The organism is Silvania confinis (assembly GCF_025564085.1).
Taxonomy (GTDB): Bacteria; Pseudomonadota; Gammaproteobacteria; order Enterobacterales; family Enterobacteriaceae; genus Enterobacter; species Enterobacter confinis.
Genome location: NZ_JAMGZJ010000072.1, coordinates 167,827 through 193,091, shown reverse-complemented (window position 1 = coordinate 193,091; position 25,265 = coordinate 167,827). Strand labels below are relative to the sequence as shown.

23 protein-coding genes and 1 pseudogene are annotated in these 25,265 nt (G+C 55.8%); 17 read left to right on the top strand and 7 right to left on the bottom strand.

All coding sequences use genetic code 11. The annotated features are described in order from the left end of the window. Position 1: 1 nt before the first annotated feature. Positions 2-352 carry a hydrogenase maturation nickel metallochaperone HypA gene (hypA, locus tag M8013_RS08750; RefSeq protein ID WP_271267400.1) on the bottom strand — a complete coding sequence of 117 codons (351 nt, stop codon included), beginning with the start codon at positions 350-352 and terminating at the stop codon, positions 2-4. 231 nt (positions 353-583) lie between these two features. Here hypA and M8013_RS08745 point away from each other — a divergent pair, with 231 nt between their 5' ends. The 9 genes from M8013_RS08745 (at position 584) to hycI (ending at position 8,384) form a co-directional block, all read left to right on the top strand. After that, a complete protein-coding gene (locus tag M8013_RS08745; protein ID WP_271267399.1) occupies positions 584-1,042 on the top strand; it encodes a transcriptional regulator in 459 nt (152 codons plus the stop codon). 75 nt (positions 1,043-1,117) lie between these two features. Further along, positions 1,118-1,723, top strand: coding sequence for a 4Fe-4S dicluster domain-containing protein (locus tag M8013_RS08740; protein ID WP_271267398.1), 606 nt, complete (start codon positions 1,118-1,120; stop codon positions 1,721-1,723). Then, positions 1,723-3,555, top strand: a complete 1,833-nt coding sequence (hycC, locus tag M8013_RS08735) for a formate hydrogenlyase subunit 3 (RefSeq protein ID WP_271267397.1) — start codon at positions 1,723-1,725, stop codon at positions 3,553-3,555. The genes M8013_RS08740 and hycC overlap by 1 nt, the downstream gene beginning before the upstream one ends. A gap of 2 nt (positions 3,556-3,557) precedes the next feature. After that, positions 3,558-4,481, top strand: a complete 924-nt coding sequence (locus M8013_RS08730) for a respiratory chain complex I subunit 1 family protein (protein ID WP_271267396.1) — start codon at positions 3,558-3,560, stop codon at positions 4,479-4,481. A 16-nt stretch (positions 4,482-4,497) separates the two neighbouring features. After that, positions 4,498-6,207, top strand: a complete 1,710-nt coding sequence (gene hycE / locus M8013_RS08725) for a formate hydrogenlyase subunit HycE (protein WP_271267395.1) — start codon at positions 4,498-4,500, stop codon at positions 6,205-6,207. Between the two features lie 12 nt (positions 6,208-6,219). Next, positions 6,220-6,765: a formate hydrogenlyase complex iron-sulfur subunit gene (locus M8013_RS08720; protein WP_271267394.1), complete on the top strand. Its 546-nt coding sequence runs from the start codon at positions 6,220-6,222 to the stop codon at positions 6,763-6,765. After that, a complete protein-coding gene (locus M8013_RS08715; protein ID WP_271267393.1) occupies positions 6,762-7,526 on the top strand; it encodes an NADH-quinone oxidoreductase subunit B family protein in 765 nt (254 codons plus the stop codon). The genes M8013_RS08720 and M8013_RS08715 overlap by 4 nt, the downstream gene beginning before the upstream one ends. After that, a complete protein-coding gene (locus M8013_RS08710; protein WP_271267392.1) occupies positions 7,526-7,936 on the top strand; it encodes a formate hydrogenlyase maturation HycH family protein in 411 nt (136 codons plus the stop codon). The genes M8013_RS08715 and M8013_RS08710 overlap by 1 nt, the downstream gene beginning before the upstream one ends. Then, positions 7,929-8,384: a hydrogenase maturation peptidase HycI gene (gene hycI / locus M8013_RS08705; RefSeq protein ID WP_271267391.1), complete on the top strand. Its 456-nt coding sequence runs from the start codon at positions 7,929-7,931 to the stop codon at positions 8,382-8,384. The genes M8013_RS08710 and hycI overlap by 8 nt, the downstream gene beginning before the upstream one ends. Before the next feature lie 962 nt (positions 8,385-9,346). Here the strand turns inward: hycI and M8013_RS08700 are convergent. From M8013_RS08700 to M8013_RS08675, 6 genes are all read right to left on the bottom strand, one after another. After that, positions 9,347-9,697, bottom strand: coding sequence for a hypothetical protein (locus M8013_RS08700; protein WP_271267390.1), 351 nt, complete (start codon positions 9,695-9,697; stop codon positions 9,347-9,349). A 77-nt stretch (positions 9,698-9,774) separates the two neighbouring features. After that, on the bottom strand, positions 9,775-11,544 hold the full coding sequence (locus M8013_RS08695; protein ID WP_271267389.1) for a S8 family peptidase: 1,770 nt from the start codon (positions 11,542-11,544) through the stop codon (positions 9,775-9,777). After that, positions 11,537-12,619: an AAA family ATPase gene (locus M8013_RS08690; protein WP_271267388.1), complete on the bottom strand. Its 1,083-nt coding sequence runs from the start codon at positions 12,617-12,619 to the stop codon at positions 11,537-11,539. The genes M8013_RS08695 and M8013_RS08690 overlap by 8 nt, the downstream gene beginning before the upstream one ends. 424 nt (positions 12,620-13,043) lie before the next feature. After that, positions 13,044-13,499, bottom strand: coding sequence for a hypothetical protein (locus tag M8013_RS08685; protein ID WP_271267387.1), 456 nt, complete (start codon positions 13,497-13,499; stop codon positions 13,044-13,046). Between the two features lie 243 nt (positions 13,500-13,742). Beyond that, positions 13,743-14,072: a type II toxin-antitoxin system RelE/ParE family toxin gene (locus M8013_RS08680; protein ID WP_271267386.1), complete on the bottom strand. Its 330-nt coding sequence runs from the start codon at positions 14,070-14,072 to the stop codon at positions 13,743-13,745. Further along, positions 14,041-14,277 (bottom strand): TA system antitoxin ParD family protein, encoded by a 237-nt coding sequence (locus M8013_RS08675; protein ID WP_271267385.1) that lies wholly within the window; start codon positions 14,275-14,277, stop codon positions 14,041-14,043. Before M8013_RS08675 ends, M8013_RS08680 begins: the two co-directional genes overlap by 32 nt. 458 nt (positions 14,278-14,735) lie before the next feature. On the opposite strand from M8013_RS08675, the gene M8013_RS08670 reads away from it, so the two are divergent. From M8013_RS08670 to fdhF (M8013_RS08635), 8 genes and pseudogenes are all read left to right on the top strand, one after another. Next, the gene (locus M8013_RS08670) at positions 14,736-15,425 is read left to right on the top strand and encodes a hypothetical protein (RefSeq protein ID WP_271267384.1); all 690 of its coding nucleotides are present in this window, start codon (positions 14,736-14,738) and stop codon (positions 15,423-15,425) included. Positions 15,426-15,643: 218 nt separating this feature from the next. Further along, positions 15,644-16,123, top strand: a complete 480-nt coding sequence (locus M8013_RS08665) for an Hcp family type VI secretion system effector (protein ID WP_271267383.1) — start codon at positions 15,644-15,646, stop codon at positions 16,121-16,123. Between the two features lie 16 nt (positions 16,124-16,139). Next, positions 16,140-16,644 (top strand): annotated as a pseudogene (locus M8013_RS08660) (TonB-dependent siderophore receptor); the annotation flags it as partial. A 158-nt stretch (positions 16,645-16,802) separates the two neighbouring features. Further along, positions 16,803-17,348, top strand: a complete 546-nt coding sequence (hydN, locus tag M8013_RS08655) for an electron transport protein HydN (protein ID WP_271267382.1) — start codon at positions 16,803-16,805, stop codon at positions 17,346-17,348. 40 nt (positions 17,349-17,388) lie between these two features. Continuing rightward, positions 17,389-19,539, top strand: coding sequence for a formate dehydrogenase subunit alpha (fdhF, locus tag M8013_RS08650; RefSeq protein ID WP_271267381.1), 2,151 nt, complete (start codon positions 17,389-17,391; stop codon positions 19,537-19,539). 57 nt (positions 19,540-19,596) lie between these two features. Continuing rightward, positions 19,597-21,822 carry a carbamoyltransferase HypF gene (gene hypF / locus M8013_RS08645; RefSeq protein ID WP_271267380.1) on the top strand — a complete coding sequence of 742 codons (2,226 nt, stop codon included), beginning with the start codon at positions 19,597-19,599 and terminating at the stop codon, positions 21,820-21,822. 15 nt (positions 21,823-21,837) lie between these two features. Beyond that, positions 21,838-22,857, top strand: coding sequence for a HoxN/HupN/NixA family nickel/cobalt transporter (locus M8013_RS08640; RefSeq protein WP_271267379.1), 1,020 nt, complete (start codon positions 21,838-21,840; stop codon positions 22,855-22,857). Between the two features lie 168 nt (positions 22,858-23,025). Continuing rightward, a complete protein-coding gene (gene fdhF, locus M8013_RS08635) occupies positions 23,026-25,173 on the top strand; it encodes a formate dehydrogenase subunit alpha (RefSeq protein ID WP_271267378.1) in 2,148 nt (715 codons plus the stop codon). Positions 25,174-25,265: the final 92 nt, after the last annotated feature.

The window sequence follows — 25,265 nt, the reverse complement described above, 5'->3', positions numbered from 1 at the left end:
TTTACTCCTGTTCAATTTCCAGACGGGTGATATGCAGCCCGTCGTCGGCAACGATATTCAAATCGCTGCCGCCGCAGTCCGGGCAGCGGCGCACGCGGTGGGTTAATAGCTGGACATACTGCTCGCAGTCCCGACACCAGCATTCCGCCTGCTGCTCCTCCAGATGCAGGTCGCAACCTTCGGCGACCGTTTCCCGGCATACCAGCTCAAAGCAAAACTGCAGGGCGCTGCTTTCCACGCAGGAAAACGCGCCCACGCGCAGCCACACGCCGGTCACGCGGCTGGCGTGATGTTCCTGAGCCTGGTGTTGAATCAATTCCAGCGCCTGCTGGCAGAGGGTGATCTCGTGCATAGTGCGTTTCCTGGTGACGTCTCACCGGGTAATAGCAATATTGATGCCAGGTTTTAATAAAGGGTGGGGAGGGGGATGTCTACGGGCAGGCAAAGATGACGAAATGACATGTCATTTTGTGCTGCCACTCACAACTTAAAGACGATTGACATTAAAAATCAATCAGTTAAAAACTGGCATGGAACGTGCTTAATGCAGTCAACTTCATTTAAGAGCATTAGGTATTTCACCATGAAACTTTCCGAACTGAGCGAGAAAGCCAATTTTATCGCCGGACAACAGCGCGTCCTGCGTACCCACTGGAATCACTACGGCAACTCATTGATTCAGGGCATTACGCTGTCGAAAGCCAGCCTGCACCTGAGCGTGGCCAACAATACGGAGAGCGGGCTGGGCTTCTGGCTGTTCGACCACTTCCTGATCCGCGTCACCCCTGAACGGGCGTTCAACGGCCACGTCTTTAACTACACCGTCGAAGCGCGCGATGAACCTGCCAGCGTGCTGATCGGCTGCGCCCGGCTGGGCGACGATGGCCTGCTCGACGGCAGCATCAGCGTGAATGAGCGTGAGGCGGTGCTGTCCCATTTCCTCGATACCATCAGCGGGATCTATGCCGCGCTGTATCAGGCCACCGAACGCGGCGAATCGCTGACGCTCGAGACCCTCGCAAAACATCACGCTACGGCCTGAATACGCTGTCGACAGGTGTCGAAATGACACTTTCGACACTTATCGTCAAAAATGACACTCACCAGAGGACACCAGGTGAATCGTTTTGTAATTGCTGATCCTACGCTGTGTATCGGCTGCCACACCTGTGAGGCGGCCTGCTCAGAAAACCATCGCCTGCATGGCCTGCAAAGCCAGCCGCGACTGAAAGTGATGCGCAACCGCAATGACTCCGCGCCGCAGCTTTGCCACCAGTGCGAAGACGCCCCCTGCGCTCAGGTGTGCCCGGTTAATGCCATCACCCGCATTGACGGTGCCATCCAGCTGAACGAAAGCCTGTGCGTCAGCTGCAAGTTGTGCGGCATTGCCTGTCCGTTTGGCGCGGTGGAGTTTTCCGGTAGCCGTCCGCGGGCGATCCCCGCGAACAGCAACACCAGTAAGGCACCGATGGCCCCGCCAGCGCCTGCCCGCGTCAGCCCGTTCCTTGACTGGGTGCCGGGCGTGCGCGCCATCGCGGTGAAGTGTGACCTGTGCTACTTCGACCCCGACGGCCCGGCGTGCGTGCGCACCTGTCCGACCCAATCCCTGCGGCTGGTCAACAACGAAGACATCGCCCGCGCCAGCAAGCGCAAGCGCGAACTCACCCTGAACACGGATCTGGGCGATCTGTCGCTGTTCCAGTCGCAACAAGGAGAGCTGTGATGAACGCCTTTTCGTTAATCAACCTGGCGCTGGGCTGTTACGTCATCAGCGCCGTGCTGGGGCTGGTTTTTGCCGCTAACCGCGCGATAAGCGGCGTGATTGCCGGGATCGGCGGCACTCTGGCCAGCGCGATGGCGGTCACGGCAGGGGCGATTGCGCTGCTGGCCGCGCCGCAGTATGGCGCGCTGCACGCGCAGATCGCCTGGCTGCAGGTGGGCATTCAGCTGACGGGGCTGCGGGCAATCTGGCTTATCGCCATTGGCCTGCCCGCCTGCTTAATCTGCCTGTTTACCATTGCCTGGCAGCGTCACCCGCAGGTGAAAAACACCGGCGTGCTGGCGAACCTGCTGCTGGCCGCCGCCGTGGCCGCCATTGTGGTCGATAACCTCGGCTGGCTGGTGGTGATGGCCGAAATCATGGCCCTGTGCGCCGCGTTTCTTACCGGCTGCGCGCAGTCCGGCAAGCTGTGGTTTGTGCTCGGGCGTCTGGGCACCCTGCTGCTGGCGATCGCCTGCTGGCAGGCGTGGGCGTACTACGGCACGCTGGACTTTGCGGCGATGAACGCGCTGGCCTCCGGGCAGGCACCGGGTGCCAGCGTCTGGCTGCCAGGGCTGGCGGGCTTTGGCCTGCTGGCGGGGGTTATCCCGCTGCACGGCTGGGCGCCGCAGGCGCATGCCAACGCCAGCGCCCCGGCTGCTGCGCTGTTCTCCACGGTGGTGATGAAGGTCGGTCTGTACGGCATGCTCACCGTTTCACTCAGTGGCGCATTACCGCCGCTGTGGCTCGGCGTACTGCTGCTGATGATGGGGATGATCACCGCGTTTGTCGGCGGGCTGTATGCGCTGATGGAGCACAACATCCAGCGCCTTCTGGCATACCACACCCTGGAAAACATCGGCATTATCCTGCTCGGTCTGGGCGCGGGCGTTACCGGGATTGCCCTGCACAGCAGCCTGCTGATCGCGCTGGGCTTCACCGGGGGTCTCTATCACCTGGTCAGCCACGGCCTGTTTAAAACCACGCTGTTCCTCGGCGCGGGCGCGGTGTGGTATCGCACCGGCCATCGCGACATCGAGAAGCTGGGCGGCATCGGCAAAAAAATGCCGCTGATCTCGCTGGCGATGCTGGTGGGGCTGATGGCGATGGCCGCGCTGCCGCCGCTGAACGGCTTTGCCGGGGAGTGGGTGATCTATCAATCCTTCTTTAACCTCGGCACCCACGATGTGTTTGTTGCCCGCCTGCTCGGGCCGCTGCTGGCAACCGGCCTGGCCATTACCGGCGCGCTGGCGGTGATGTGCATGGCGAAAGTCTATGGCGTCACCTTCCTTGGCGCACCGCGCACTGCAGAGGCCGAAAACGCCTGCTGCGCGCCGTGGCTGATGACGGCGAGTACCGTGCTGGCCGCGCTGTGCTGCGTGGCGGGTGGCGTGGCCGCGCCGTGGTTCCTGCCGCTGATTAGTGGCCTGTTCCCGGCGAGCGGCGGTGAGGTGTCTGTGGTCTCGCAGCCGATGATCGTCCTGCTGCTGCTGGCGGGCCTGCTGCTGCCGTTTATCGTGATGGTTATCTTCAAGGGCAATCGCCTGCCGAATCGCTCCCGCGGCTCTGCCTGGGTGTGCGGCTACGATCACGAACAAGCGATGGTGATCACCGCCCACGGTTTTGCGATGCCGGTTAAAGAGTCCTTCGCCCCGGTGCTGAAACTGCGCAAATGGCTCAACCCGGTCCGCTTTATCCCCGGCTGGCAGTGCGACTGCACCGCCGTGCTGTTCCGCCGTATCGCCGTGATTGAGCTGGCGGTGCTGCTGGTCGTTGTTGTGTCCCGAGGAGCCTGAACATGACCTTTATTTTTGCACTGATTCAGGCGCTGGTGCTGTTTGCCCTCGCGCCGCTGCTGGCCGGTATTACCCGCGTGGCGCGTGCGCGTCTGCATACCCGTCGCGGGCCGGATATCTTCCAGGAGTACCGGGATCTGATCAAACTGCTGGGCCGCCAGAGCGTAGGCCCGGCGGCCTCCGGCTGGGTGTTCCGCCTGATGCCGTTGGTGATGGTGGCGGTGATGTTCGCCATTGCCACCGCGCTGCCGGTGGTGACCCTGGGCTCACCAATGCCGGTGCTCGGCGACCTGATCACCTTGATTTACCTCTTCGCCATCGCGCGCTTCTTCTTCGCCATCGCCGGGCTGGATACCGGCAGCCCGTTCACCGGGATTGGGGCCAGTCGTGAAGCAATGCTCGGCGTACTGGTGGAGCCGATCCTGCTGCTGGGCCTGTGGGTCGCCGCGCAGGTGGCGTGCACCACCCACATCAGCGCGATTACCGCGACCGTTTATCACTGGCCGGTGGCGCACTCCGTGACCCTCGTTCTGGCGATGTGCGCCTGCGCGTTCGCCACCTTTATTGAGATGGGCAAACTGCCGTTTGACCTTGCGGAAGCCGAGCAGGAGCTGCAGGAAGGCCCGCTGTCGGAGTACAGCGGCGCGGGCTTTGCGGTGCTCAAGTGGGGCATCAGCCTGAAACAGCTGGTGGTGCTGCAGATGTTCGTCGGGGTGTTCATTCCCTGGGGGCAGATGACGCACTTCTCCGTCGGCGGCCTGCTGCTGGCTATCGTAATCGCGGTGGTCAAGTTGGTGGCGGGCGTACTGGTGATTGCGCTGTTCGAGAACAGCATGGCGCGCCTGCGCTTTAACGCCACCTCACGCATTACCTGGGCCGGTTTTGGTCTGGCCTTTTTAGCTTTCGTCTCCTTGCTGGCGGCGTGATTGTAGAGAACTGAATATGTCTGAAGAAAAAGTAGGTCAACACTATCTCGCCGCGCTGCATCAGGCCTTCCCTGGCGTAGTGCTGGATGAAGCCTGGCAGACCAAAGATCAAATCACCGTGACGGTGAAAATCAACTATCTGCCGGAAGTGGTCGAGTTCCTGTACTACAAGCAGGGCGGCTGGCTGTCGGTGCTGTTTGGCAATGACGAACGCCAGCTCTGCGGCAGCTACGCGGTCTATTACGTACTGTCGATGGAGCAGGGCACCCGCTGCTGGCTCACCGTGCGCGTAGAAGTGGACGCCGACAAACCGGAGTTCCCGTCCGTCACTCCGCGCGTGCCGGCTGCCGTCTGGGGCGAGCGCGAAGTGCGCGACATGTACGGCCTGATCCCGGTCGGCCTGCCGGACGAACGCCGGCTGGTGCTGCCGGACGACTGGCCGGACGAACTCTACCCGCTGCGCAAAGACAGCATGGACTACCGCCAGCGCCCCGCGCCGACCACCGATAAAGAGACCTACGAATTTATCAACGAACTCGGCGATAAGAAAAACAACGTGGTGCCGATTGGCCCGCTGCACGTCACCTCTGACGAACCGGGCCACTTCCGCCTGTTCGTCGACGGCGAGAACATTATCGACGCCGACTACCGCCTGTTCTACGTCCATCGCGGAATGGAAAAGCTGGCCGAAACGCGGATGGGCTACAACGAAGTCACCTTCCTGTCCGACCGCGTGTGCGGCATCTGCGGCTTTGCCCACAGCACCGCGTACACCACCTCGGTAGAGAACGCGATGGGGATCGTGGTGCCGGAACGCGCCCAGATGATCCGCGCGATCCTGCTGGAGGTCGAGCGTCTGCACTCGCACCTGCTGAACCTCGGCCTGGCCTGCCACTTTGTCGGCTTTGACTCTGGCTTTATGCAGTTCTTCCGCGTGCGTGAAACCTCGATGAAGATGGCGGAGATCCTCACCGGGGCGCGTAAAACCTACGGCCTGAACCTGATCGGCGGCATCCGTCGCGATCTGCTGAAAGACGACATGATCCAGACCCGCCTGCTGGCCCAGCAGATGCGCCGCGAAGTGCAGGACCTGGTGGATATTCTGCTGAGCACCCCGAACATCGACCAGCGCACCGTGGGCGTGGGCCGCCTCGACCCGCAGATCGCCCGCGATTTCAGCAACGTCGGCCCGATGGTGCGCGCCAGCGGCCACGCCCGCGACACCCGCGCCGATCACCCGTTTGTTGGCTACGGCCTGCTGCCGATGGAAGTCCACGTGGAGCAGGGCTGCGACGTGATTTCACGCCTGAAAGTGCGCATCAACGAAGTCTACACCGCCCTCAACATGATCGATTACGGCCTCGACAACCTGCCGGGCGGCGAGCTGATGGTGGAAGGCTTTACCTACATCCCGAACCGCTTTGCGCTGGGCTTTAGCGAAGCGCCGCGCGGGGATGATATCCACTGGAGCATGACCGGCGACAACCAGAAGCTGTGGCGCTGGCGCTGCCGGGCGGCCACCTACGCCAACTGGCCAACCCTGCGCTATATGCTGCGTGGCAACACGGTTTCTGATGCGCCGCTGATTATCGGCAGCCTCGACCCGTGCTACTCCTGCACCGACCGCATGACGGTGGTGGACGTGCGTAAGAAGAAAAGCAAGGTGGTTCCGTATAAAGAACTGGAACGCTACAGCATCGAACGCAAAAACTCGCCGCTGAAATAACCCGGAGCCCCCATGTTTACGTTTATCAAAAAAGTCATCAAAACCGGCGTGGTCACGGAGTCCTATCCGCTGCAGCCGATTGCGGTCGACAAAAATATGCGCGGCAAGCCGGAGCACAACCCGCAGCAGTGCATCGGCTGCGCGGCCTGCGTGAACGCCTGCCCGTCGAACGCCCTGACGGTAGAGACCGATCTGCAGTTCGGCCAGCTGACCTGGCAGTTCAACCTCGGGCGCTGCATCTTTTGCGGACGCTGCGAAGAGGTCTGCCCGACCACGGCGATTACGCTGTCGCAGGCGTACGAGCTGGCGGTGTGGAACAAGGCCGATTTCCTGCAGCAGTCGCGCTTTGATATCTGCCACTGCCGGGTGTGCGAGCGTCCGTATGCGGTGCAAAAAGAGATCGACTACGTGATTGCCCTGCTGCGCCACAACGGCGATCAACGCGCCGAATCGCACCGGGAGAGTTTTGAAACCTGCCCGGACTGCAAGCGCCTGCAGGGGCTGACCCCGTCGGACAAAATCCATCTGACCCGCGAAATGAAGGAAGCGACACGATGAGCGAACTGTTAGGCCCGCGTAACGAACAGGGGATCCCGGTGCCGGTGACGGTAGACGACTCCATCGCCAGCATGAAGGCCTCGCTGCTGAAAAAAATTAAGCGTTCCGCCTACGTCTACCGCGTCGACTGCGGCGGCTGCAACGGCTGCGAAATCGAGATCTTCGCCACCCTGTCGCCGATTTTCGACACCGAACGCTTCGGCATCAAAGTGGTGCCATCCCCGCGCCACGCCGATATTCTGCTGTTTACCGGCGCGGTCACCCGCGCGATGCGCTCCCCGGCGCTGCGCGCGTGGGAATCGGCCCCGGATCCAAAAATTTGTATCTCCTACGGGGCCTGCGGCAACTCCGGCGGCATCTTCCACGACCTGTACTGCGTCTGGGGCGGCACCGACAAAATCGTGCCGGTGGACGTGTACATTCCCGGCTGCCCGCCGTCGCCTGCCGCCACCCTGTATGGCTTTGCAATGGCGCTGGGGCTGCTGGAGCAAAAAATCCACGCCCGCGAGCCGGGGGCGCTGGATAACCAGCCTGCCGACATTTTGCACCCGGAGATGGTGCAGCCCCTGCGGGTGCGTATCGATCGCGCCGCGCGCCGTCTGGCGGGCTACCGCTACGGTCGCCAGATTGCCGACGACTTTATGCGTCATCTGCTGGAAGGCGACAAAAGCGTGGCGGCCTGGCTGGCGCGCGAGAACGATCCGCGCCTGAATGAGATTGTCGGCAACCTCCTTGAGGTGGTCGGGCAGGAGCGTGTCTGATGAGCGAAACAGTGGTATTCAGCCAGCTTAGCCGCAAGTTTATTGACGAGAACGACAACACCCCCGACGACGCCCAGCAGGTGATCTACTACGGGCTGGCCATCGGCCACCATCTGGGGGTCATCGACTGCCTGGAGGCGGCGATGACCTGCCCGTGGGACGACTATCTGGCGTGGATCGCCACCCTCGACGCGGGTAGCGAGGCGCGGCGCAAAATGGAAGGCGTGCCGCGCTACGGCGAGATCGTCATCGACGCCAACCATATCGTGATGCTCGCTAATGCCTTCGACGCCGCAAGGGCAGGGCAAACGGCGCAGCAGCAGGCGTGGAGCAACAGCATGCTTAACATGCTGCACGCCATTCACCAGGAAAACGCCATCTATCTGATGGTTCGGAGGCAACGTGACTGATGTATTACTCTGCGTCGGCAACAGCATGATGGGCGACGACGGTGCCGGTCCGCTGCTGGCCGAGATGTGCCGCACAACCCCGCGCGGCGAGTGGGTGGTGTTTGACGGCGGTAGTGCGCCGGAAAACGACGTGGTCGCCATCCGCGAGCTGCGTCCGGCGCGGCTGCTGATTGTCGATGCCACCGATATGGGGCTCAACCCCGGCGAGATCCGCCGCATCGACCCGGACGACATCGCCGAGATGTTTATGATGACCACCCACAATATGCCGCTGAACTACCTGGTGGATCAGCTGCGCGGGGATGTGGGGGAGGTGATCTTCCTTGGCATCCAGCCGGATATTGTTGGGTTTTATTATCCGATGACGGAGAAGGTGAAAACGGCGGTTGAGAGGGTTTATCAAAGCCTGGCCGAAAGGCATGGGGTGCTGGGGTTTGGCGAGTTGTAAGGGTTTAGTTTCGTAGGCCGTGCAAGGCGTCAGCCGCCGCCCGGCAGAAACCCGGGCACAATCTTGCTGACAACGTTAACCTCTCTGAAATTGCCCGGTGGCGGCTAGCGCCTTACCAGGCCTACGAAATATGCGGCATTTGTTTATATCGTGGGTTTTGTAGGCCGTGCAAGGCGTCAGCCGCCGCTCGGCAGAAGCGAGCACAATATACGCCTGTCGTCTAATTCCAGCGAGTTTGAAATTTAAAAAGCTCTGGCTATTACGCAGAACGTTTAAACGTTCTCTTATAAGAGTATTGCTTGCAAAATGTAATGTGCTTATTTACCGATTAGTTTTTGCCTCTTATAATCGCCCGGTTTATTTAAGTTAAATCGCCAGGGCGGCGAGGTATTATAATCATGGTTAATATTATGTGCAGAGTGTTAAAACGGATGTTTAGGTCTTTGCTCTCCGACTATGGCCCAGCCATATTGACAATATTATTCGCATTCGTACTGTTTTATTTTTTCCCAAACGGTCCCTTATGGCTTGTACCTGTGTTTTTTATATTGGTTCTTATTTTCGTGAAGTGGTAAAGCCGAGCTTTAATTTTGACGGGTAAACGATAGCAGGAGTTTAAGGTGTGAGATCGCGTGAAAGGGTAGAGAAGATGTTTATGCTTGCCTAAGTCGTGGCGATTCACAGTGTGTTTCATCTATCGTTTAAACTCAAACTCAAACTCAAACTCAAACTCAAACTCAAACTCAAACTCAAACTCAAACTCAAACTCAAACTCAAACTCGAAAGCAAGCTGTAAACACTCATTCAACTACAAGCCTACCTGTTTAACCGGCATCATAACCCGGGATTGATATAGAAACGTTTTTATACAAGTGCATCAAAGCCGCGCCAGAACTGGCGCGGCTTTGAAAAAACACTAATTTAATTGTCATGCACGAAAAGGCATTATTTTTACGAATAAATTAAGATTGGATTCTAATTTGTTGTTTGATTTTAATTGGTTGTAAAGTTTGATAACGTTGACGAATATTATTATATAACTCAGGAGTATCTTTCGCTTTAAGTGAAACGATTAGAACATAAGCTAGTTCTGGTAAATCCTCAACTTCAACAGGCATACCGCAATCACGACCATAATAGATTACATCAAAACAAGGGTCTTTAAGAGTGTCTTTGTTGAATGTATGTTCACTTCTTAACGTGGTCTCCCACCGATGGGAGTCTTCACGAAGTTCTTCTTCTGTTGCATAAATACTTTTACTGTTAAATAGAGGGAAGGTTGCGCCAATTTTGTCATTTGGGGTTTTCCTCATTGTAACAACTAATCCGCTTTTGGTGTAATTAACAGGATGCTCGACATCAACCGGAGTAGTAAAGCAGAAGGTAGCTTTTAAATCGATACCCCATTAACGGGAATGTCAGGAAATGGAATGGATGCCCGCAGATGCTGAGATGGTTTTAATTTACCTTGATAAATAACCTTCACTTCATTGTCATCACAGTAAATAACATCAGCTAAATTATGAGGGAATCGCCCCCAGCCAACATGGCTACGTTCTGATCCGTTATTTTCTGCATGATGAATTAACAGCGCTTTAGCTGTAAGTGGCGTGATGTCATATTGCAGACTTGCGGTCAAGCCAATAGCTTGACGTAAAACTAATGGTGAAGAGAAACTTGTCCCCGCAGTTTGTACAATCCCCCCTAAAAATGGACTATACAGCTTGAATGGTTCTTCTTTTGACCCTCCAAATGCTATACCGTCAGGTTTAACAAATCCAGGGCTTCGTCCTGGGCCAATACAACTATAATCACTTTTTATCCACTTATCAGACAGAGAGTTAGCCGCCCCAACAGCCAGAGCGTTTACTAAGTCAGAAGGTGGTTGAATACGATTTAATCCATCACCTAAGCAACCATCGTTACCAACAGCTACAGTACATAATGTTTTACCGGATGAGAGATATTGTTCTAATGTTGATGTCCACACATGTACATCATCGTCATCAACAGGGAATCTAGGTCCCAGACTCAGATTGATATAATCATAGTCCTCGTCATCTAGAACAGATTTAATTCTTAACAACACATCAAATAAATCTTCGTCTTGTCCATCAATAGAATTGTCTAGAACACGATAATGATCTATTTTTGTATAAGGAATGGGAAGTTCTTTCTGCCCTTCAATAATTGTACCAAACAATACTGTAGAGGTAACATCTTGTCCATGTGAAAGTAGTTGACCACTTGTCTTTGAATTTTGACTAAATGCGTATTCTTCAACCCATCGTTCAAAGTCAGTGTTACCTATACCTCCATCAAATATAGCGACTTTAATATTATCATTAATCGCTTTCTCCGTAGGTAATTTTAAGTCATTGTTTTCAATTAGTGTGCGTGTAAAAACTGGGTTATTGATCCTTAGGCTAGGTAAGTCACGAATAGCCCTTAAAAATGAGAATTCAGCGACCATTGCAGCTTCATGAGCATTGGCAATAATCGGCATGAACGTCAACCCATTCATATTTATAATTTTATTTTCATTAATGGTTGCCCCGCATGATAATGCGTAATTAATAAAGCTACGTAAAACATCTTTATTACTTTCTGGAGTGTGCAGTGCAACTTCAAGCTTTCTTGTTTTCTGCGATGGTTCAATAGTTTTTATTTTATCATCCGAATCAAAAAATGAAATGGCTTCGAAAGTTATGATTTCTTTCTTTTGGCCCTTGTTCAAACGATCACTATTTAAGGCATTATAAAGAGCTAAAAAATCTTTAACTTTCCCAGATACATAAATACAAGCGCTAGAAAATTCATCCTTAGATTTTCCTCGCCCTTCAACTATTTTCCGCGGTTTTACTTTTACTGATTTGCTACCCACGCTATGCAAGGCAAATTTTTTAAAAAGTAAAACCGGGAAATATGATTTTGCTAAAAATGCAGGATGCAGCGTGATCTTCGCAACAGCCTCCCCATTTGGCATAACTGCATCAGGAAGTGCATCCATACTCTTTAACACGCCCTGTAACTCACGCATGATTACGGGGGCATTCTCTTCGTATGTATATGGCTTATTTTTAGGGCCATTACCTTTTTTAACTTTAACTTCACCAGTTAAAGTTTCGCCGTAACCTAATAACATGTTTTTATTATTCATCACTCAATCCTTCTGCATCAATTATTTTTTTAATCAACGGTCTTGAGATTGCGAGCTCAGCGGATATTTGCCTCTGCGATAGCCCCTTTTCATTCATTGACCTAATCAAATCCGCGATGGGTTTACCCTCAAAAACTTCTTCCATGACAGCTTTATTAACGGGTATGTTCTCCAGAACAGAGTTGCGCTTTGCTTGATTAATTGAACGTTCAATAACGGCAAAAGACTTGCCAACCAAATTTTCGCTAATGTACATTGCCAACCCAGGCGGTAAATCTTTTCTAAGCAAAAATTCTTTTATAAGATCTTGTGATGGATAGTCAAAACTGATTACTCGATCAAAACGTCTCCACACGGCAGGGTCTAACAACTCTCCATGGTTAGTAGCTGCAACTAAAATTGAAGTCGCAGGCCATTCATCAATGGCTTGCAACAATACTGTTACTAATCTTTTTAACTCCCCTACATCGGAAGAATCATCTCTCTTTTTCGCGATTGAATCAAATTCATCCAATAACAAAACACACGGGAAAGCGCGTGCATAATCTAACACCGCTCGTATATTGCTCCCTGTCTTTCCAAGGAAACTGCTCATAACACTTGCAAGATCTAATGTCAAAAGCGGTAAATTCATTTTTTCTGCAAGCCATTTAGCAGCGAGCGTTTTCCCTACTCCGGGCGGACCATCCATTAATAGTGATTTAGAAGGTAACAACCCTTTTTCAATAAGCTGATCCCTTTTATCCCACTCGGTCGCAAAACGGTTGAGTGAGGTAGAAATGTGCTGAGGCCAAAGAGGAGTAACTGTCAATTTGACTGGGTAAGTCTCAACCAATAATTTTTGCCTTGTATCTGCATCAACAGGCGCTGGTTGTCGGTTTGCCGTAGCTCCCCGTATTATGTTGACAGAATCAGCATTTCTCAAAAGTGCATCACTAAGCTCAGACGCCAGCTCCGGAGAGTCTTTCTTCAGTTTCTTTATAATGATGCGTAAACGCATTTCGAGATTTTCACGCTTTCCCTGTAATGCATCATTCATCACTTCTACAAATAGATCTTTAGTGATGTTAATCATAAAAACCACTCCAAAGCAAAATCAAACCAAAACTCACTGAATGATATACCATCCTGTCCATTTATCCAGTAATTTTACCATATTTAGAGAAGGTAGTTACCAGATCTTGGGTTTTTTATGACCACCCATACTGTTCTTTAGAAATGCAATTCCATTCAGTTTGGGCGGGGTAAATGAAGCACTTATCGCCTAGCACAATGATGTTAGTAAGGCTTCCGTTAGTTGTGAGGGAGATTGCTGATATCCGCTTCACGCCCTGAGACATTCATTGTTTCTCACACACAACAACCAACATTGCCAACGTGCAAAAATTCGAATCCCCGCCCCCTAAACACCAACCCCATCTTCCAACGCATTAAGGGGCCTGCGACAGCCCCTTTTCACAACCTGAAATCAAAACGCGTTCGCCGAACTCCACCCGCACTCAGTGCACGCTGATATAAGGCTCCTTCACAAATTCATTCAGCAGCCAGACAAGATCGTGCAGCAGCCCCGCCAGTTGTTTCTCGACGTTGTCGGGCAGTGTTCCACCCAAAATTGCCCGCACCAAAGCCAGCGCGTAATCCACTTGTGGCGCAGTTTCCTGCCAGCAGTCCGGCATACAGGAGTTGAGTTTTTCCCCCTGAATCAGCTGTGCGATAAGATGCGGCGGGAGTTCGACATCACAAAGTTCACGCAGCTTTTGCAGCGCGTGCAGCAGACGTTCGCAGAGCGCAGTGCGGGATGCACTGTCGTCAGTTTCGATCAATACGCTCACCAGCGCGGCGCAGCGATCGGCGACCTCGAAGAGATCAGATTCAGCAGTAAGGGGCAGGGTGGTGAAGTGGTCAGTAACGATTTCGTCAGAGTGACAGCAAGTCAGTGTCTGGATAGTAGTCATATTGAGCATCCTATTAAAAAGTTGCTCTGTAGAATGCGGGTTCCTACGCCCGATTGCGGATGTGCCGCAACGCAGTCACTTTACGACCCTCGCTAGAGGAATAAAAGCCTTAACCCTGAATTACATAACGTTGATTTAGAGGTTGCGAGGCGCCTTCCAGAAAGGCTATGTCAGGGGCGCTTCACATGCCCGACCTATGGGAATATCAGGCTGTTTTAAAGAGATAAAAATTCTTACCCAACGTTACCCGATCAGTTTCAGGTCGGCTTTACGGTGCCGCTTTTGCTCATCGTAGTAATTCTCGTGCGTTCCCATGCTCAGGAGATAGATCTCCAGTCTTTGATCCACCCACGTGTAGCCGAGCAGGTACTGCTGCTTGCCCATGTAGAACTTATGTACCCGCAGATAGCTGAGATCGCCTTTCTTACGCTCACCTGTCTCCGGGTTTTCGATGATGCGATCAATTTCGTCATCAACACTATCTTGATCGCTTTTGGTCAGGCGGTTGAAGGCTTTCTCAAAGCGGCTTGACTGGTAAACCTCAATTCCCTGACCGGTCTTTTCTGCGCACATATTTCTTCATTCTCCCGTTGTCCATTTCTGCTTTCGCCAGCAGGATTTCGTTGATGAAGGAAAACGACAGATCGGGATTCTCCTCAGCAATGCGGCCAATCTTAGCCCAGTGCTCAATCTGTTTGGGCACGCTACGGCTCATCGCCTCTGCGTGAATTTTCACTTCTTCAACAAAATCATCATCTAAGCGGATGCTTGTTGCCATTTTAAAACCTCATGATGTAATCACCCGTGCCAGTAAGGTATTAGGGTGGTTTCAATCGATACGTCAGTGTTTGACGCACTACAGACAATACTATGCGACAATTTGTCGCATAGTGCAACGTAGCGCCGCGCGGAGTTTGCTGATTGGTTGTGCCTGCTCCTCGCCCATAGCTACCCACCCCACAAAACCCCATCGCTTGATCAATATTGCCACCAAAAAGGACCAGCCGGAAACCGAAGTTGAATTCCAGAAGCGAGCACAATATACCCCTGTCGTCTAATTCCAACACCACCTGAATACATGTATCGAATATTATAAATGGTATAACTATTACGCAGAGAGTTTAAATGTTCTCGTATAAGTGTATTACATTGCATAATGTCATTTGCTTATTTACTCATCAATTCTTACCTCTTATAATCCCGGCCGTGACTTAAGCTAAATTGCCAGGGGCGGCTATGTACTATAACAAGCAAGTGATTAGCTATTTACAATCAAACAATATTCTCGCGTTAAAGTTCGACCACGCACTATCTGGCGTCAGAGAAATGGTTTCCAGTCAAGTTGAAACTATCAGTGCAGGTGCTAAACGTGCGCTTTATTACACCTCCTGTTTTACAGATGATTTTCAGGATGTGTGTAAAAATCAAATAAGTGAAGATGTCCGTTTTAAAAATGGCGTCATACATGTCTTTCAGAATATAAACATTGCTTATGAAATGCTTCGTATTTATTTCGAGCAGATATTTCAGTACAAAACGTCAGAGCAATTAGAGAATATCAAGCGTAAGTTAATGGCGGTCAACGTTCATATTGGCGCAAGTGCTCTCACCAACGCCGGATTCGCGCTAGCGGTCGCTTACTGTGTCGCTATTGGTATGAACTTAAGTCTTAGAATGAGTGCGTTGGTCGGTGATAAGGCCGGAGGGATTGTTGGCATTGCGGGTATATATGGCATCGTTCAGAAAGCAGCGGACAGTGCACAACGTCTGAAATATGTCTATCCAGCCTATTACGCCGCGTTGTACTCACGGGAGCTTGAGATGATGTATTTTCTAATAGAGCCATTATTTGAACGAGCCGGAGCATTCTCTCATTCAACATCAGATAGCGACATCGCTGATATCATCACTAAAATGATTAGATAACCATGAGTAATATTATATACAGACTGTTAAGACGGATATTCAGGTCTTTGCTCTCCTACTATGGTCCGGGCATATTAACAATATTATTCGCATTTGTGTTTTTACATTTCTTTCCAAACGGTCCTTTTTGGCCTATCCCTGTATTTCTTTTTGTTGTTTTGTTTTTCATAAAGTGGTAGTGCCGATCTTTAATTTTTTTGAAATAATAAGGAAGTTATATGTCTACACCCGCACATTTATGGCTTGAAGATGAAAATGGTTCTCCAATTATAGGTGGTTGTATTATGCCGCTACGGTTAGGCTCAATTGAGCTTAAGTCGTTTTCTCATGGTGTCACTATTCCGGTAGATCCGAAATGGGGAAAGCTGACTGGGACACGTGTCCATCGCCCTATCTCTATCGTAAAAGAGTTCGACCAGACCACACCTCTTCTTTATCGTGCCGTATGTGAAGGAAGAACGATGAAGAAAGCCACAATTAAGATGTATCGGATCCTTGAATCAGGTATAGAGGCTGAGTATTTCAATATTCTTCTGGAGAATGTGAAATTAACAACTGTTGCACCTTACCTGGCGCCTAATGGAACGAGCAGCACTCATCTTGAAACGCTGGAGTTACGTTATGAGGCGATCACCTGGAAATACACGGATGGAAATATTATCTACCGTGACTCATGGAATGACCGTTGCTGTTCGTGAAGGGATGCGTCAACACAAACCGCTGGACGATCTGACGCTGACGTGGGGTATCGATGCCGAACATGAAACCTTCGACGCTAACCAGCAATTTTTCGATCTCAACACGGCGGCGGCCAGCGGCGGCATGAAGCTGGATGATGCGTATAACGTCGGGCGCTATCCGGGCTACAGCATCACCAACCTCGCGCCGTTCCTGCAATCCAGCTACGACATCTCCGCCATCACCCTCAGCGGCGCCGGGCGACTGGACGCTGCGTCTGCAAAGCACCCAGACGTTCGATTTGTCGCATGAAGCCGGTAAGAAGATTGATGGCTATAACACCGCGGACTTCATTGGCAGTTACCTGCTGCCGGTGGGCAAGCTGAGCTTTAGCGTCGAAAACCTGCTGGATGAAAACTACACCACCGCATGGGGACAGCGCGCCCCGGGTCTGTACAGCCCAACCTACGGGTCTGAAAATCTGTATACCTATAAAGGTCGCGGTCGTACCTTCGGCCTGAACTACTCGGTCTTGTTCTGATTGTCCCTGCCGCCTGCATCGCGGGCGGCAGTTCGTCATCGTCATTTATGACGATGACAGTATCCTGCCAAACAAAACACATTTAAATTCATATAGTTATATTCTGGCGCGATTTATGCATACCTCTGCGGGCTAATACTCATTCCCGGAGATTAAGGATGAATCGTTTCATCATTGCCGACGCCAGCAAATGCATTGGCTGTCGAACCTGTGAAGTGGCCTGCGTGGTGTCGCACCACGACACCCAGGACTGCGCGTCGCTGACGCCGCACAACTTCTTACCGCGCATTCACGTGATCAAAGGCGTCAACGTCTCTACGGCCACCATGTGCCGCCAGTGCGAAGACGCCCCCTGCGCCAGCGTCTGCCCGAACGGGGCCATCACCCGCGATAACGACTTCGTCCATGTTCACCAGGAACGCTGCATCGGGTGTAAAACCTGCGTCGTCGCCTGCCCGTACGGGGCGATGGAAGTGGTGCTGCGCCCGGTGGTTCGCCATATCAGCAGCGGCCTGAACGTGATGACAGACAAAGCCGAAGCCAACAAATGCGACCTCTGCCATCACCAGCCGGACGGCCCGGCCTGCGTTCAGGCCTGCCCGACCAATGCCATCGTCTGTATCGATCGCAAAAAGCTTGAACAGCTGAGCCGGGACAAACGCCGCCGGGCGGCGATGGACGATCTCTCTTCGCTGATGCTGTAAGCCTCAGCCTCTCTTTTCACTTTTAGCAGGTCTGTTACTGATGAAAAAAATCACCAGCGTTTGCCCGTACTGTGGTGCGGGTTGCAAATTAAAACTCGTCGTTGAAAACAATAAAATCGTCCGCGCCGAAGCGGCAGAAGGCGTCACCAACCAGAACCAGCTGTGCCTGAAAGGCTACTACGGCTGGGATTTCCTCAACGATACCCGTCTGCTGACGCCGCGCCTGACCCAGCCGATGATCCGCTACCAGAAGGGCGGCAAGCTGGAGCCGGTCACCTGGGACGAGGCGATTCGCTACACCGCCGAGCGGCTGAGCGACATCAAGGCCAACTACGGCCCGCGGGCGATCATGACCACCGGCTCATCGCGCGGAACCGGCAACGAAACCAACTACGTGATGCAGAAGTTTGCCCGTGGGGTGCTGAACACCAACAACGTCGACTGCTGCGCCCGCGTCTGCCACGGCCCGAGCGTGGCCGGGCTCCAGCAAACGTTGGGCAACGGGGCGATGAGTAACTCCATCAGCGATATCGAAAACTCAAAATGCCTGCTGATCTTCGGCTACAACTGCGCCGACTCGCACCCGATCGTCGCCCGCCGGGTGATCAAGGCCAAACAGAACGGCGCAAGGGTGATCGTCTGCGATCCGCGCAAAATCGAGACCGCGCGCATTGCCGACCGCCATCTTCAGATCAACAACGGCTGCAACATGGCGCTGGTGAATGCCTTCATTTACACCCTGCTGGAAGAAAACCTCTATAACAGCGACTACGTGGCGCAGTACACCGAAGGGCTGGATCAGCTGCGCGACACGGTCAGCGACTACGCGCCGGAAAACGTCGAAGGCATTACCGGCGTCACTGCCCAGCAGATCCGCCAGGCGATGCGCATTTACGCCGCCGCGCCGTCTGCCACCGTGATGTGGGGGATGGGCGTCACCCAGTTCGGCCAGGCGGTGGACGTGGTGAAAGGCCTGTCGACGCTGGCGTTACTCACCGGGAATCTCGGTCGCGAGCACGTGGGCGTCGGCCCGGTGCGCGGGCAGAACAACGTCCAGGGCGCGTGCGACATGGGGGTAATCCCCAACCAGTTCCCGGGCTATCAGGATGTGGAAGACTCAGCGGTGCGTGAGAAATTCGCCCGCGCGTGGGGCGTCGATCCGGCCCTGATGGATGATCAGGTCGGCGTGCGCATCACCGAAGTGCCGCACCTGGCGCTGGAGGGCAAGGTCAAAGCCTATTACATCATGGGCGAAGATCCGCTCCAGACCGAAGCCGATCTCGGGCTGGTGCGTAAAGGCTTTGAGGCGCTCGACTTCGTGGTGGTGCAGGACATCTTTATGACCAAAACCGCCGAAGCGGCGGACGTGCTGCTGCCTGCCACCTCGTGGGGCGAACACGGCGGGGTCTTCACCTGCGCCGACCGCGGCTTCCAGCGCTTTGAACCCGCTATTGTGCCGAAGGGCAACGTCAAGCGTGACTGGGAGATCATTAGCCTGATTGCCACCGCGATGGGCTACCCGATGCAGTATCGCGACAACCAGCAGATCTGGGACGAAATGCGCGAACTGTGCCCGCTGTTCTTCGGCGTCACCTACGAAAAAATGGGCGACATGGGCCACGTCCAGTGGCCGTGCCCGACGCTGGATCATCCGGGTACGCCGTGGCTGTACGAAGGCAACCGCTTCGACACCCCGAGCGGCAAAGGCCAGCTGTTTGCCGCTAAATGGCGCAAGCCTGCGGAAGTGCCGGACGCCGAGTATCCGCTGGTGCTGTGCACCGTGCGCGAGGTGGGGCACTACTCCTGCCGCTCGATGACCGGCAACTGCGCGGCGCTGCAGACCCTGGCGGATGAGCCGGGCTTTGTGCAGATCAACCCCCACGACGCGGCGACGCTTGGCGTCACCGACCGTCAACTGGTGTGGGTCAGCTCCCGTCGCGGGAAGGTGATCAGCCGCGCCGACGTCAGCGAACGCATCAATAAAGGCGCGGTGTACATGACCTATCAGTGGTGGATTGGGGCCTGCAACGAGCTGACCCAGGACAACCTCGATCCGGTTTCCAAAACGCCGGAAACCAAATACTGCGCGGTGAAGCTGGAGGCGATTGCCGATCAGCGCTGGGCAGAAAACTACGCCCAGACCACCTACAGCGCCATGAAGCAACGCCTGCGCGAGGCGGTAGACAGTTAACGGCACACCCTGCGGGCCGCACAGGCCCGCTTTTATCGACATCGTCGGGAGTCTTTGATGAGTAACAACGGCACGCAGCTGCGCATTCGCGGCAAAGTCCAGGGGGTCGGGTTTCGTCCCTGGGTCTGGCAACTGGCCCAGCGCCTGGGGCTGAAAGGCGACGTCTGCAACGACGGCGCTGGCGTGGTGGTGCGGCTGGTCGGCGAGACTCAGGATTTTATCACCCAACTGGCGGCCGGGTGCCCGCCGCTGGCGCGCATCGACGAGGTGCGCACACAGCCCTGGCACTGGGCGCAGCCGCCGCTGGACTTCACCATTCGCGCCAGCGCGCACGGGCAGATGAGCACCCAGGTGGTGCCGGACGCCGCCACCTGCCCGGCGTGTCTGGCCGAAATGAACGACCCCCGCGAGCGCCGCTACCGTTACCCGTTTATCAACTGCACCCACTGCGGGCCGCGCTTCACCATTATCCGGGCGATGCCCTACGACCGACCGGCCACCACGATGGCCGAATTTGCGCTGTGTCCGGCCTGCGAGGCGGAGTACCGCAATCCGGCGGATCGGCGCTTTCACGCCCAGCCGGTGGCCTGCCCGGACTGCGGGCCGCAGCTGAGCTGGGTCAGCGGCGAGGCGCAGGAACAGAAAGACCCCGCCCTGCAGGCGGCGGTGGCGATGCTGAAAAGCGGCGGGATCGTGGCGATAAAAGGGCTGGGCGGTTTTCATCTGGCGGTTGACGCCAGCAACGCGCAGGCGGTGAACCGGCTGCGGGAACGCAAGCGTCGCCCGACCAAGCCGCTGGCGGTGATGATCCCGGCGCGTCTGGCGGCCAGCCTGCCCGCAGCCACCCAGGCGCTGCTGCGGGCGACGGCGGCCCCGATTGTGCTGGTGGACAAACGCATATTCTCTTTCTGCGAGGCCATCGCCCCTGGGCTGAACGAGGTCGGGGTGATGCTCGCCGCCAACCCGCTCCAGCACTTGTTAATGCAGGATCTGGACTGCCCGCTGGTGATGACCTCCGGCAACCTCAACGGCTGCCCGCCCGCACTGACCAATGACAAGGCGAGGCAGGATCTGGCCGGGATCGCCGACGGCTGGCTGCTGCATAACCGCGATATCGTCCAGCGCATGGACGACTCCGTGCAGCGCGCGAGCGGCGAAATGCTGCGCCGCTCGCGCGGCTTTGTGCCGGATGCGCTGCCGCTGCCGCCCGGTTTTGCCCACGCGCCGTCGCTGTTGTGTCTGGGTGCGGATCTGAAAAACACCTTTTGCCTGGTACGCGGCGGGCAGGCGGTGCTCAGCCAGCATCTGGGCGATCTGGGCGATGACGAGGCGCTGGCCCAGTGGCAGCAGGCCCTGAGTGCGCTGATGGATCTCTGGCAGTTCACCCCCGAAGGGGTGGTGACCGATGCTCATCCCGGCTACCGCTCTACCCGGCTCGGGGAGCAGATGCCGTATCCGCAGCATCAGGTGCTGCATCACCACGCCCACGCGGCGGCGTGCCTGGCCGAACACGGCTGGCCGCGCGACGGCGGCGAGGTGATTGCCCTGGTGCTGGACGGGATCGGGCAGGGCGATAACGGCGAACTGTGGGGCGGGGAGTGCCTGCGGGTCAGCTACAGCCACTGTGAAAAGCTGGGTGGACTCCCGGCGGTGGCGCTGCCCGGCGGCGATCTGGCTGCCCGCCAGCCGTGGCGCAACCTGCTGGCCCAGTGGCAGGCGTTTGTACCGAACTGGCAGAGCCTGCCCGAGGCAACACTTCTGGCCGATAAACCCTGGCCGCCGCTGGCGCAGGCGATTGCGCGCGGGGTGAATGCCCCGCTGGCGTCGTCCGCCGGGCGGCTGTTTGACGCCGTGGCCGCCGCCACAGGCTGCGCGCCCGCACAGCTCAGCTACGAAGGGGAGGCCGCCTGTCGGCTCGAAGCTCTGGCCCTGAATACAGCGCCGGTCAGCCATCCCCTAAGCCTGACGATCGTCAATGACCAACTGGACATGGCGACCTTCTGGCAGCAGTGGCTGGGCTGGCAGGCCACCGACGCCGAGCGCGCGTGGGCGTTTCACGATGCGCTGGCTCACGGGCTGGCGACGCTCGCCGCCCGCCACGCCCGCCAGCGTGGCCTCACGACCATTGTCTGCAGCGGGGGCGTGCTGCACAACCGCCTGCTGCGCCAGCGCCTGCAGGTCTGGTTACGCGATTTTAACGTGCTGTTTCCCGCGCGGCTGCCCGCCGGGGACGGGGCGATTGCATTTGGGCAGGCAGTGATTGCCGCCGCCACTCTTTCTTAAAATCTGGACATCACGATGAATATGAAACACTTCAATAACCACCCGCGCGCTATCGCGCTGATGCTGGCCCTGATCGCCGCCAATATCGTTGCCTGGGGCACCGCGTTTTACCTGTTCCACAACACCCCGTCGCTGATGGCGGCCAGCCTGCTGGCGTGGTGCTACGGCCTGCGCCACGCGGTGGATGCGGACCACATTGCCGCCATTGATAACGTCACCCGCAAGATGATGCAGCAGGGCCAACGCCCGTGCGGGGTGGGGGCCTGGTTCTCGCTCGGCCACTCGACGATTGTGGTGCTGGCGTCGATTGCCATCGCCGCCACCGCCACCGCCTTTAGCCGCAACATGGAATGGTTCCATGAAACCGGCGGGATGATCGGCACCGCGGTGTCGGCCTTTTTCCTGCTGGTGATGGCGCTGGTCAACCTGGTGATCCTGCGCGACGTGTGGGGCAGCTTTAACAAAATGAAGCGCGGTGAACGCGTCCCGGACGAGGTGTCGTTTGCGCGCGGTGGGGTGATGAACTGGCTGTTCCGCTCGGCGTTCCGTCTGGTGACCCGCAGCTGGCACATGTATCTGGTGGGCTTTCTGTTCGGCCTCGGTTTTGATACCGCCACCGAAATTGGCGTGCTGGGGATCTCCGCCGCCGGGGCCTCGAACGGCATGTCGGTGTGGGCGATTCTGGTGTTCCCGCTGCTGTTCACCAGCGGAATGGCGCTTATCGACACCCTCGACAACCTGATTATGGTCGGCGCGTACGGCTGGGCCTTCAACAAGCCGCAGCGCAAACTCTATTACAACATGACCATCACCGGCACTTCGGTAGTAGTGGCGCTGTTTATCGGTGGGCTGGAAGCGCTGGGCCTGCTGGCGGATAAGTTTGGCTTCGAAGGCGGGCTGTGGAACGGTGTGGCCGCGCTGAACGACAACCTCGGCAACGCCGGGTTTATCGTGGTCGGGCTGTTTATCGCCTGCTGGCTGCTGTCCCTGATTAACTACCGCTTTAAAGGCTACGACGCGCTGGTGGTTCGCTGATCCTGCCCGACATCGCTGTCCGTTCGTCATGACATTTATGACGAACGGGCGGCACACCTCCCCATCCCTTTCCATTTTTCCTGTTAATTCCTGCGGTTATCGTGATTTATCAGAGTGGCACAGTTCATGCATAACGGTGCACACAATCATTAACGGGAATATTGACCGATGAAGAAAGTCATCACGGTTTGCCCTTATTGCGCATCGGGTTGCAAAATCAACCTGGTGGTCGATAACGGTAAAGTCGTCAAGGCTGAAGCCGCAATGGGTAAAACCAATCAGGGCGATCTGTGCCTGAAGGGTTACTACGGTTGGGACTTTATCAACGACACCAAAATCCTGACCCCGCGCCTGAAATCGCCGATGATCCGTCGCGAGCGCGGCGGCAAGCTGGAGGCTGTCTCCTGGGGCGAAGCGCTGGATTACGTGGCCAACAAGCTCAGCGCCATCAAAGCCAAATACGGCCCGGATGCGATCATGACCACCGGGTCATCGCGCGGCACCGGGAACGAAACCAACTATGTGATGCAAAAATTTGCTCGCGCAGCCGTCGGCACTAACAATGTCGACTGCTGCGCGCGCGTCTGACACGGCCCATCGGTTGCAGGTCTGCACCAGTCGGTCGGTAACGGCGCAATGAGTAACTCGATTGTCGGAATTGAAAATGCCGACATGATTTTTGTCTTTGGATACAACCCGGCGGATTCGCACCCTATCGTGGCGAACCGGGTGATCAAAGCGAAACGCAAAGGGGCGAAGATTATCGTCTGCGATCCGCGCAAAATTGAAACTGCGCGCATTGCCGATATGCACCTGGCGCTGAAAAACGGCTCTAACATCGCGCTGCTGAATGCGATCGGCCACGTGATTATCGAAGAACAGCTGTACGACCGGGCATATGTCGCCTCGCGTACCGAAGGCTTCGAGGAGTATCGCAAAATCGTTGAAGGCTACACGCCGGAGTCGGTGGAAGCGGTAACCGGCGTCAGCGCGCTGGAGATCCGCCAGGCCGCGCGGATGTATGCCGCCGCAGAAAGCGCGGCGATCCTGTGGGGCATGGGCGTGACCCAGTTCTATCAGGGTGTCGAAACCGTGCGTTCCCTGACAAGCCTGGCGCTGCTGACCGGCAACCTCGGTAAGCCGTCGGCAGGGGTTAACCCGGTGCGCGGGCAGAACAACGTGCAGGGCGCGTGCGACATGGGTGCGCTGCCGGATACCTATCCGGGCTATCAGTACATCAACAACCCGGACAACCGGGCCAAGTTCGCCAAAGCCTGGGGAGTGGACTCACTGCCAGCCCATACCGGGTATCGCATCAGCGAACTGCCGCACCGGGCGGAGCATGGCGAAGTGCGTGCCGCGTACATCATGGGGGAAGATCCGCTCCAGACGGATGCGGAACTCTCAGCCGTGCGTAAGGCGTTTGAAACCCTGGAACTGGTCATCGTGCAGGATATCTTTATGACCAAGACGGCGGCCGCCGCCGATGTGATCCTGCCGTCCACCTCCTGGGGTGAGCACGAAGGGGTTTACACCGCCGCCGACCGTGGTTTCCAGCGCTTCTTTAAAGCGGTTGAGCCAAAGTGGGATTTGAAAACGGACTGGCAGATCATCAGCGAGATCTCGACGCGGATGGGCTACCCGATGCGCTACGACAACACCCAGCAAATCTGGGATGAGTTGCGCCATCTGTGTCCGGAATTCTTTGGTGCCACCTACGAGAAGATGGGCGAGCTGGGCTACATCCAGTGGCCGTGCCGGGATGAGTCCGAGGCCGATCAGGGGATGGATTACCTGTTCGAGAAAGAGTTCTCCACCCCGAACAGGCTGGGGCAGCTCTATACCTGTGACTGGGTCGCGCCAATCGACAAACTTACCCCGGAGTACCCGCTGGTGCTGTCGACGGTGCGTGAAGTCGGCCACTACTCGTGCCGCTCGATGACCGGTAACTGTGCGGCGCTGGCGGCATTAGCGGATGAACCTGGCTACGCGCAGATCAACACCGCAGACGCCGCGCGTCTCGGCATTGAGGACGAAGCGCTGGTGTGGGTCACCTCGCGCAAAGGTAAAGTTATTACCCGTGCCCAGGTGAGCGATCGCCCGAACAAAGGTGCGGTATACATGACCTACCAGTGGTGGATTGGGGCCTGTAACGAGCTGGTGACGGAGAACCTGAGTCCGATTACCAAAACGCCGGAGTATAAGTATTGCGCCGTGCGCGTGGAGCCGATTGCCGACCAGCAGGCTGCGGAACAGTATGTGATTGATGAGTATCACAAGCTGAAAACGCACCTGCGGGAACTGGCGATAGGTTGATGGAGAAGCCGCCCTCAGGGGCGGTTTTTTTTGGTATGGTGCGGGTGTTTTGCCGGGCGGCGCGGTGCTTGCCCGGCCTACAAAACCTGTGC

What these genes read in the sequence shown, in the direction of transcription:
- hypA (WP_271267400.1), bottom strand. Translation starts at nt 352, where the DNA reads ATGCACGAGATCACCCTCTGCCAGCAGGCGCTGGAATTGATTCAACAC.
- M8013_RS08745 (WP_271267399.1), top strand. Translation starts at nt 584, where the DNA reads ATGAAACTTTCCGAACTGAGCGAGAAAGCCAATTTTATCGCCGGACAA.
- hycC (WP_271267397.1), top strand. Translation starts at nt 1,723, where the DNA reads ATGAACGCCTTTTCGTTAATCAACCTGGCGCTGGGCTGTTACGTCATC.
- M8013_RS08730 (WP_271267396.1), top strand. Translation starts at nt 3,558, where the DNA reads ATGACCTTTATTTTTGCACTGATTCAGGCGCTGGTGCTGTTTGCCCTC.
- hycE (WP_271267395.1), top strand. Translation starts at nt 4,498, where the DNA reads ATGTCTGAAGAAAAAGTAGGTCAACACTATCTCGCCGCGCTGCATCAG.
- M8013_RS08720 (WP_271267394.1), top strand. Translation starts at nt 6,220, where the DNA reads ATGTTTACGTTTATCAAAAAAGTCATCAAAACCGGCGTGGTCACGGAG.
- M8013_RS08715 (WP_271267393.1), top strand. Translation starts at nt 6,762, where the DNA reads ATGAGCGAACTGTTAGGCCCGCGTAACGAACAGGGGATCCCGGTGCCG.
- M8013_RS08710 (WP_271267392.1), top strand. Translation starts at nt 7,526, where the DNA reads ATGAGCGAAACAGTGGTATTCAGCCAGCTTAGCCGCAAGTTTATTGAC.
- M8013_RS08700 (WP_271267390.1), bottom strand. Translation starts at nt 9,697, where the DNA reads ATGAGGAAAACCCCAAATGACAAAATTGGCGCAACCTTCCCTCTATTT.
- M8013_RS08695 (WP_271267389.1), bottom strand. Translation starts at nt 11,544, where the DNA reads ATGAATAATAAAAACATGTTATTAGGTTACGGCGAAACTTTAACTGGT.
- M8013_RS08690 (WP_271267388.1), bottom strand. Translation starts at nt 12,619, where the DNA reads ATGATTAACATCACTAAAGATCTATTTGTAGAAGTGATGAATGATGCA.
- M8013_RS08685 (WP_271267387.1), bottom strand. Translation starts at nt 13,499, where the DNA reads ATGACTACTATCCAGACACTGACTTGCTGTCACTCTGACGAAATCGTT.
- M8013_RS08680 (WP_271267386.1), bottom strand. Translation starts at nt 14,072, where the DNA reads ATGTGCGCAGAAAAGACCGGTCAGGGAATTGAGGTTTACCAGTCAAGC.
- M8013_RS08675 (WP_271267385.1), bottom strand. Translation starts at nt 14,277, where the DNA reads ATGGCAACAAGCATCCGCTTAGATGATGATTTTGTTGAAGAAGTGAAA.
- M8013_RS08670 (WP_271267384.1), top strand. Translation starts at nt 14,736, where the DNA reads ATGTACTATAACAAGCAAGTGATTAGCTATTTACAATCAAACAATATT.
- M8013_RS08665 (WP_271267383.1), top strand. Translation starts at nt 15,644, where the DNA reads ATGTCTACACCCGCACATTTATGGCTTGAAGATGAAAATGGTTCTCCA.
- hydN (WP_271267382.1), top strand. Translation starts at nt 16,803, where the DNA reads ATGAATCGTTTCATCATTGCCGACGCCAGCAAATGCATTGGCTGTCGA.
- fdhF (WP_271267381.1), top strand. Translation starts at nt 17,389, where the DNA reads ATGAAAAAAATCACCAGCGTTTGCCCGTACTGTGGTGCGGGTTGCAAA.
- hypF (WP_271267380.1), top strand. Translation starts at nt 19,597, where the DNA reads ATGAGTAACAACGGCACGCAGCTGCGCATTCGCGGCAAAGTCCAGGGG.
- M8013_RS08640 (WP_271267379.1), top strand. Translation starts at nt 21,838, where the DNA reads ATGAATATGAAACACTTCAATAACCACCCGCGCGCTATCGCGCTGATG.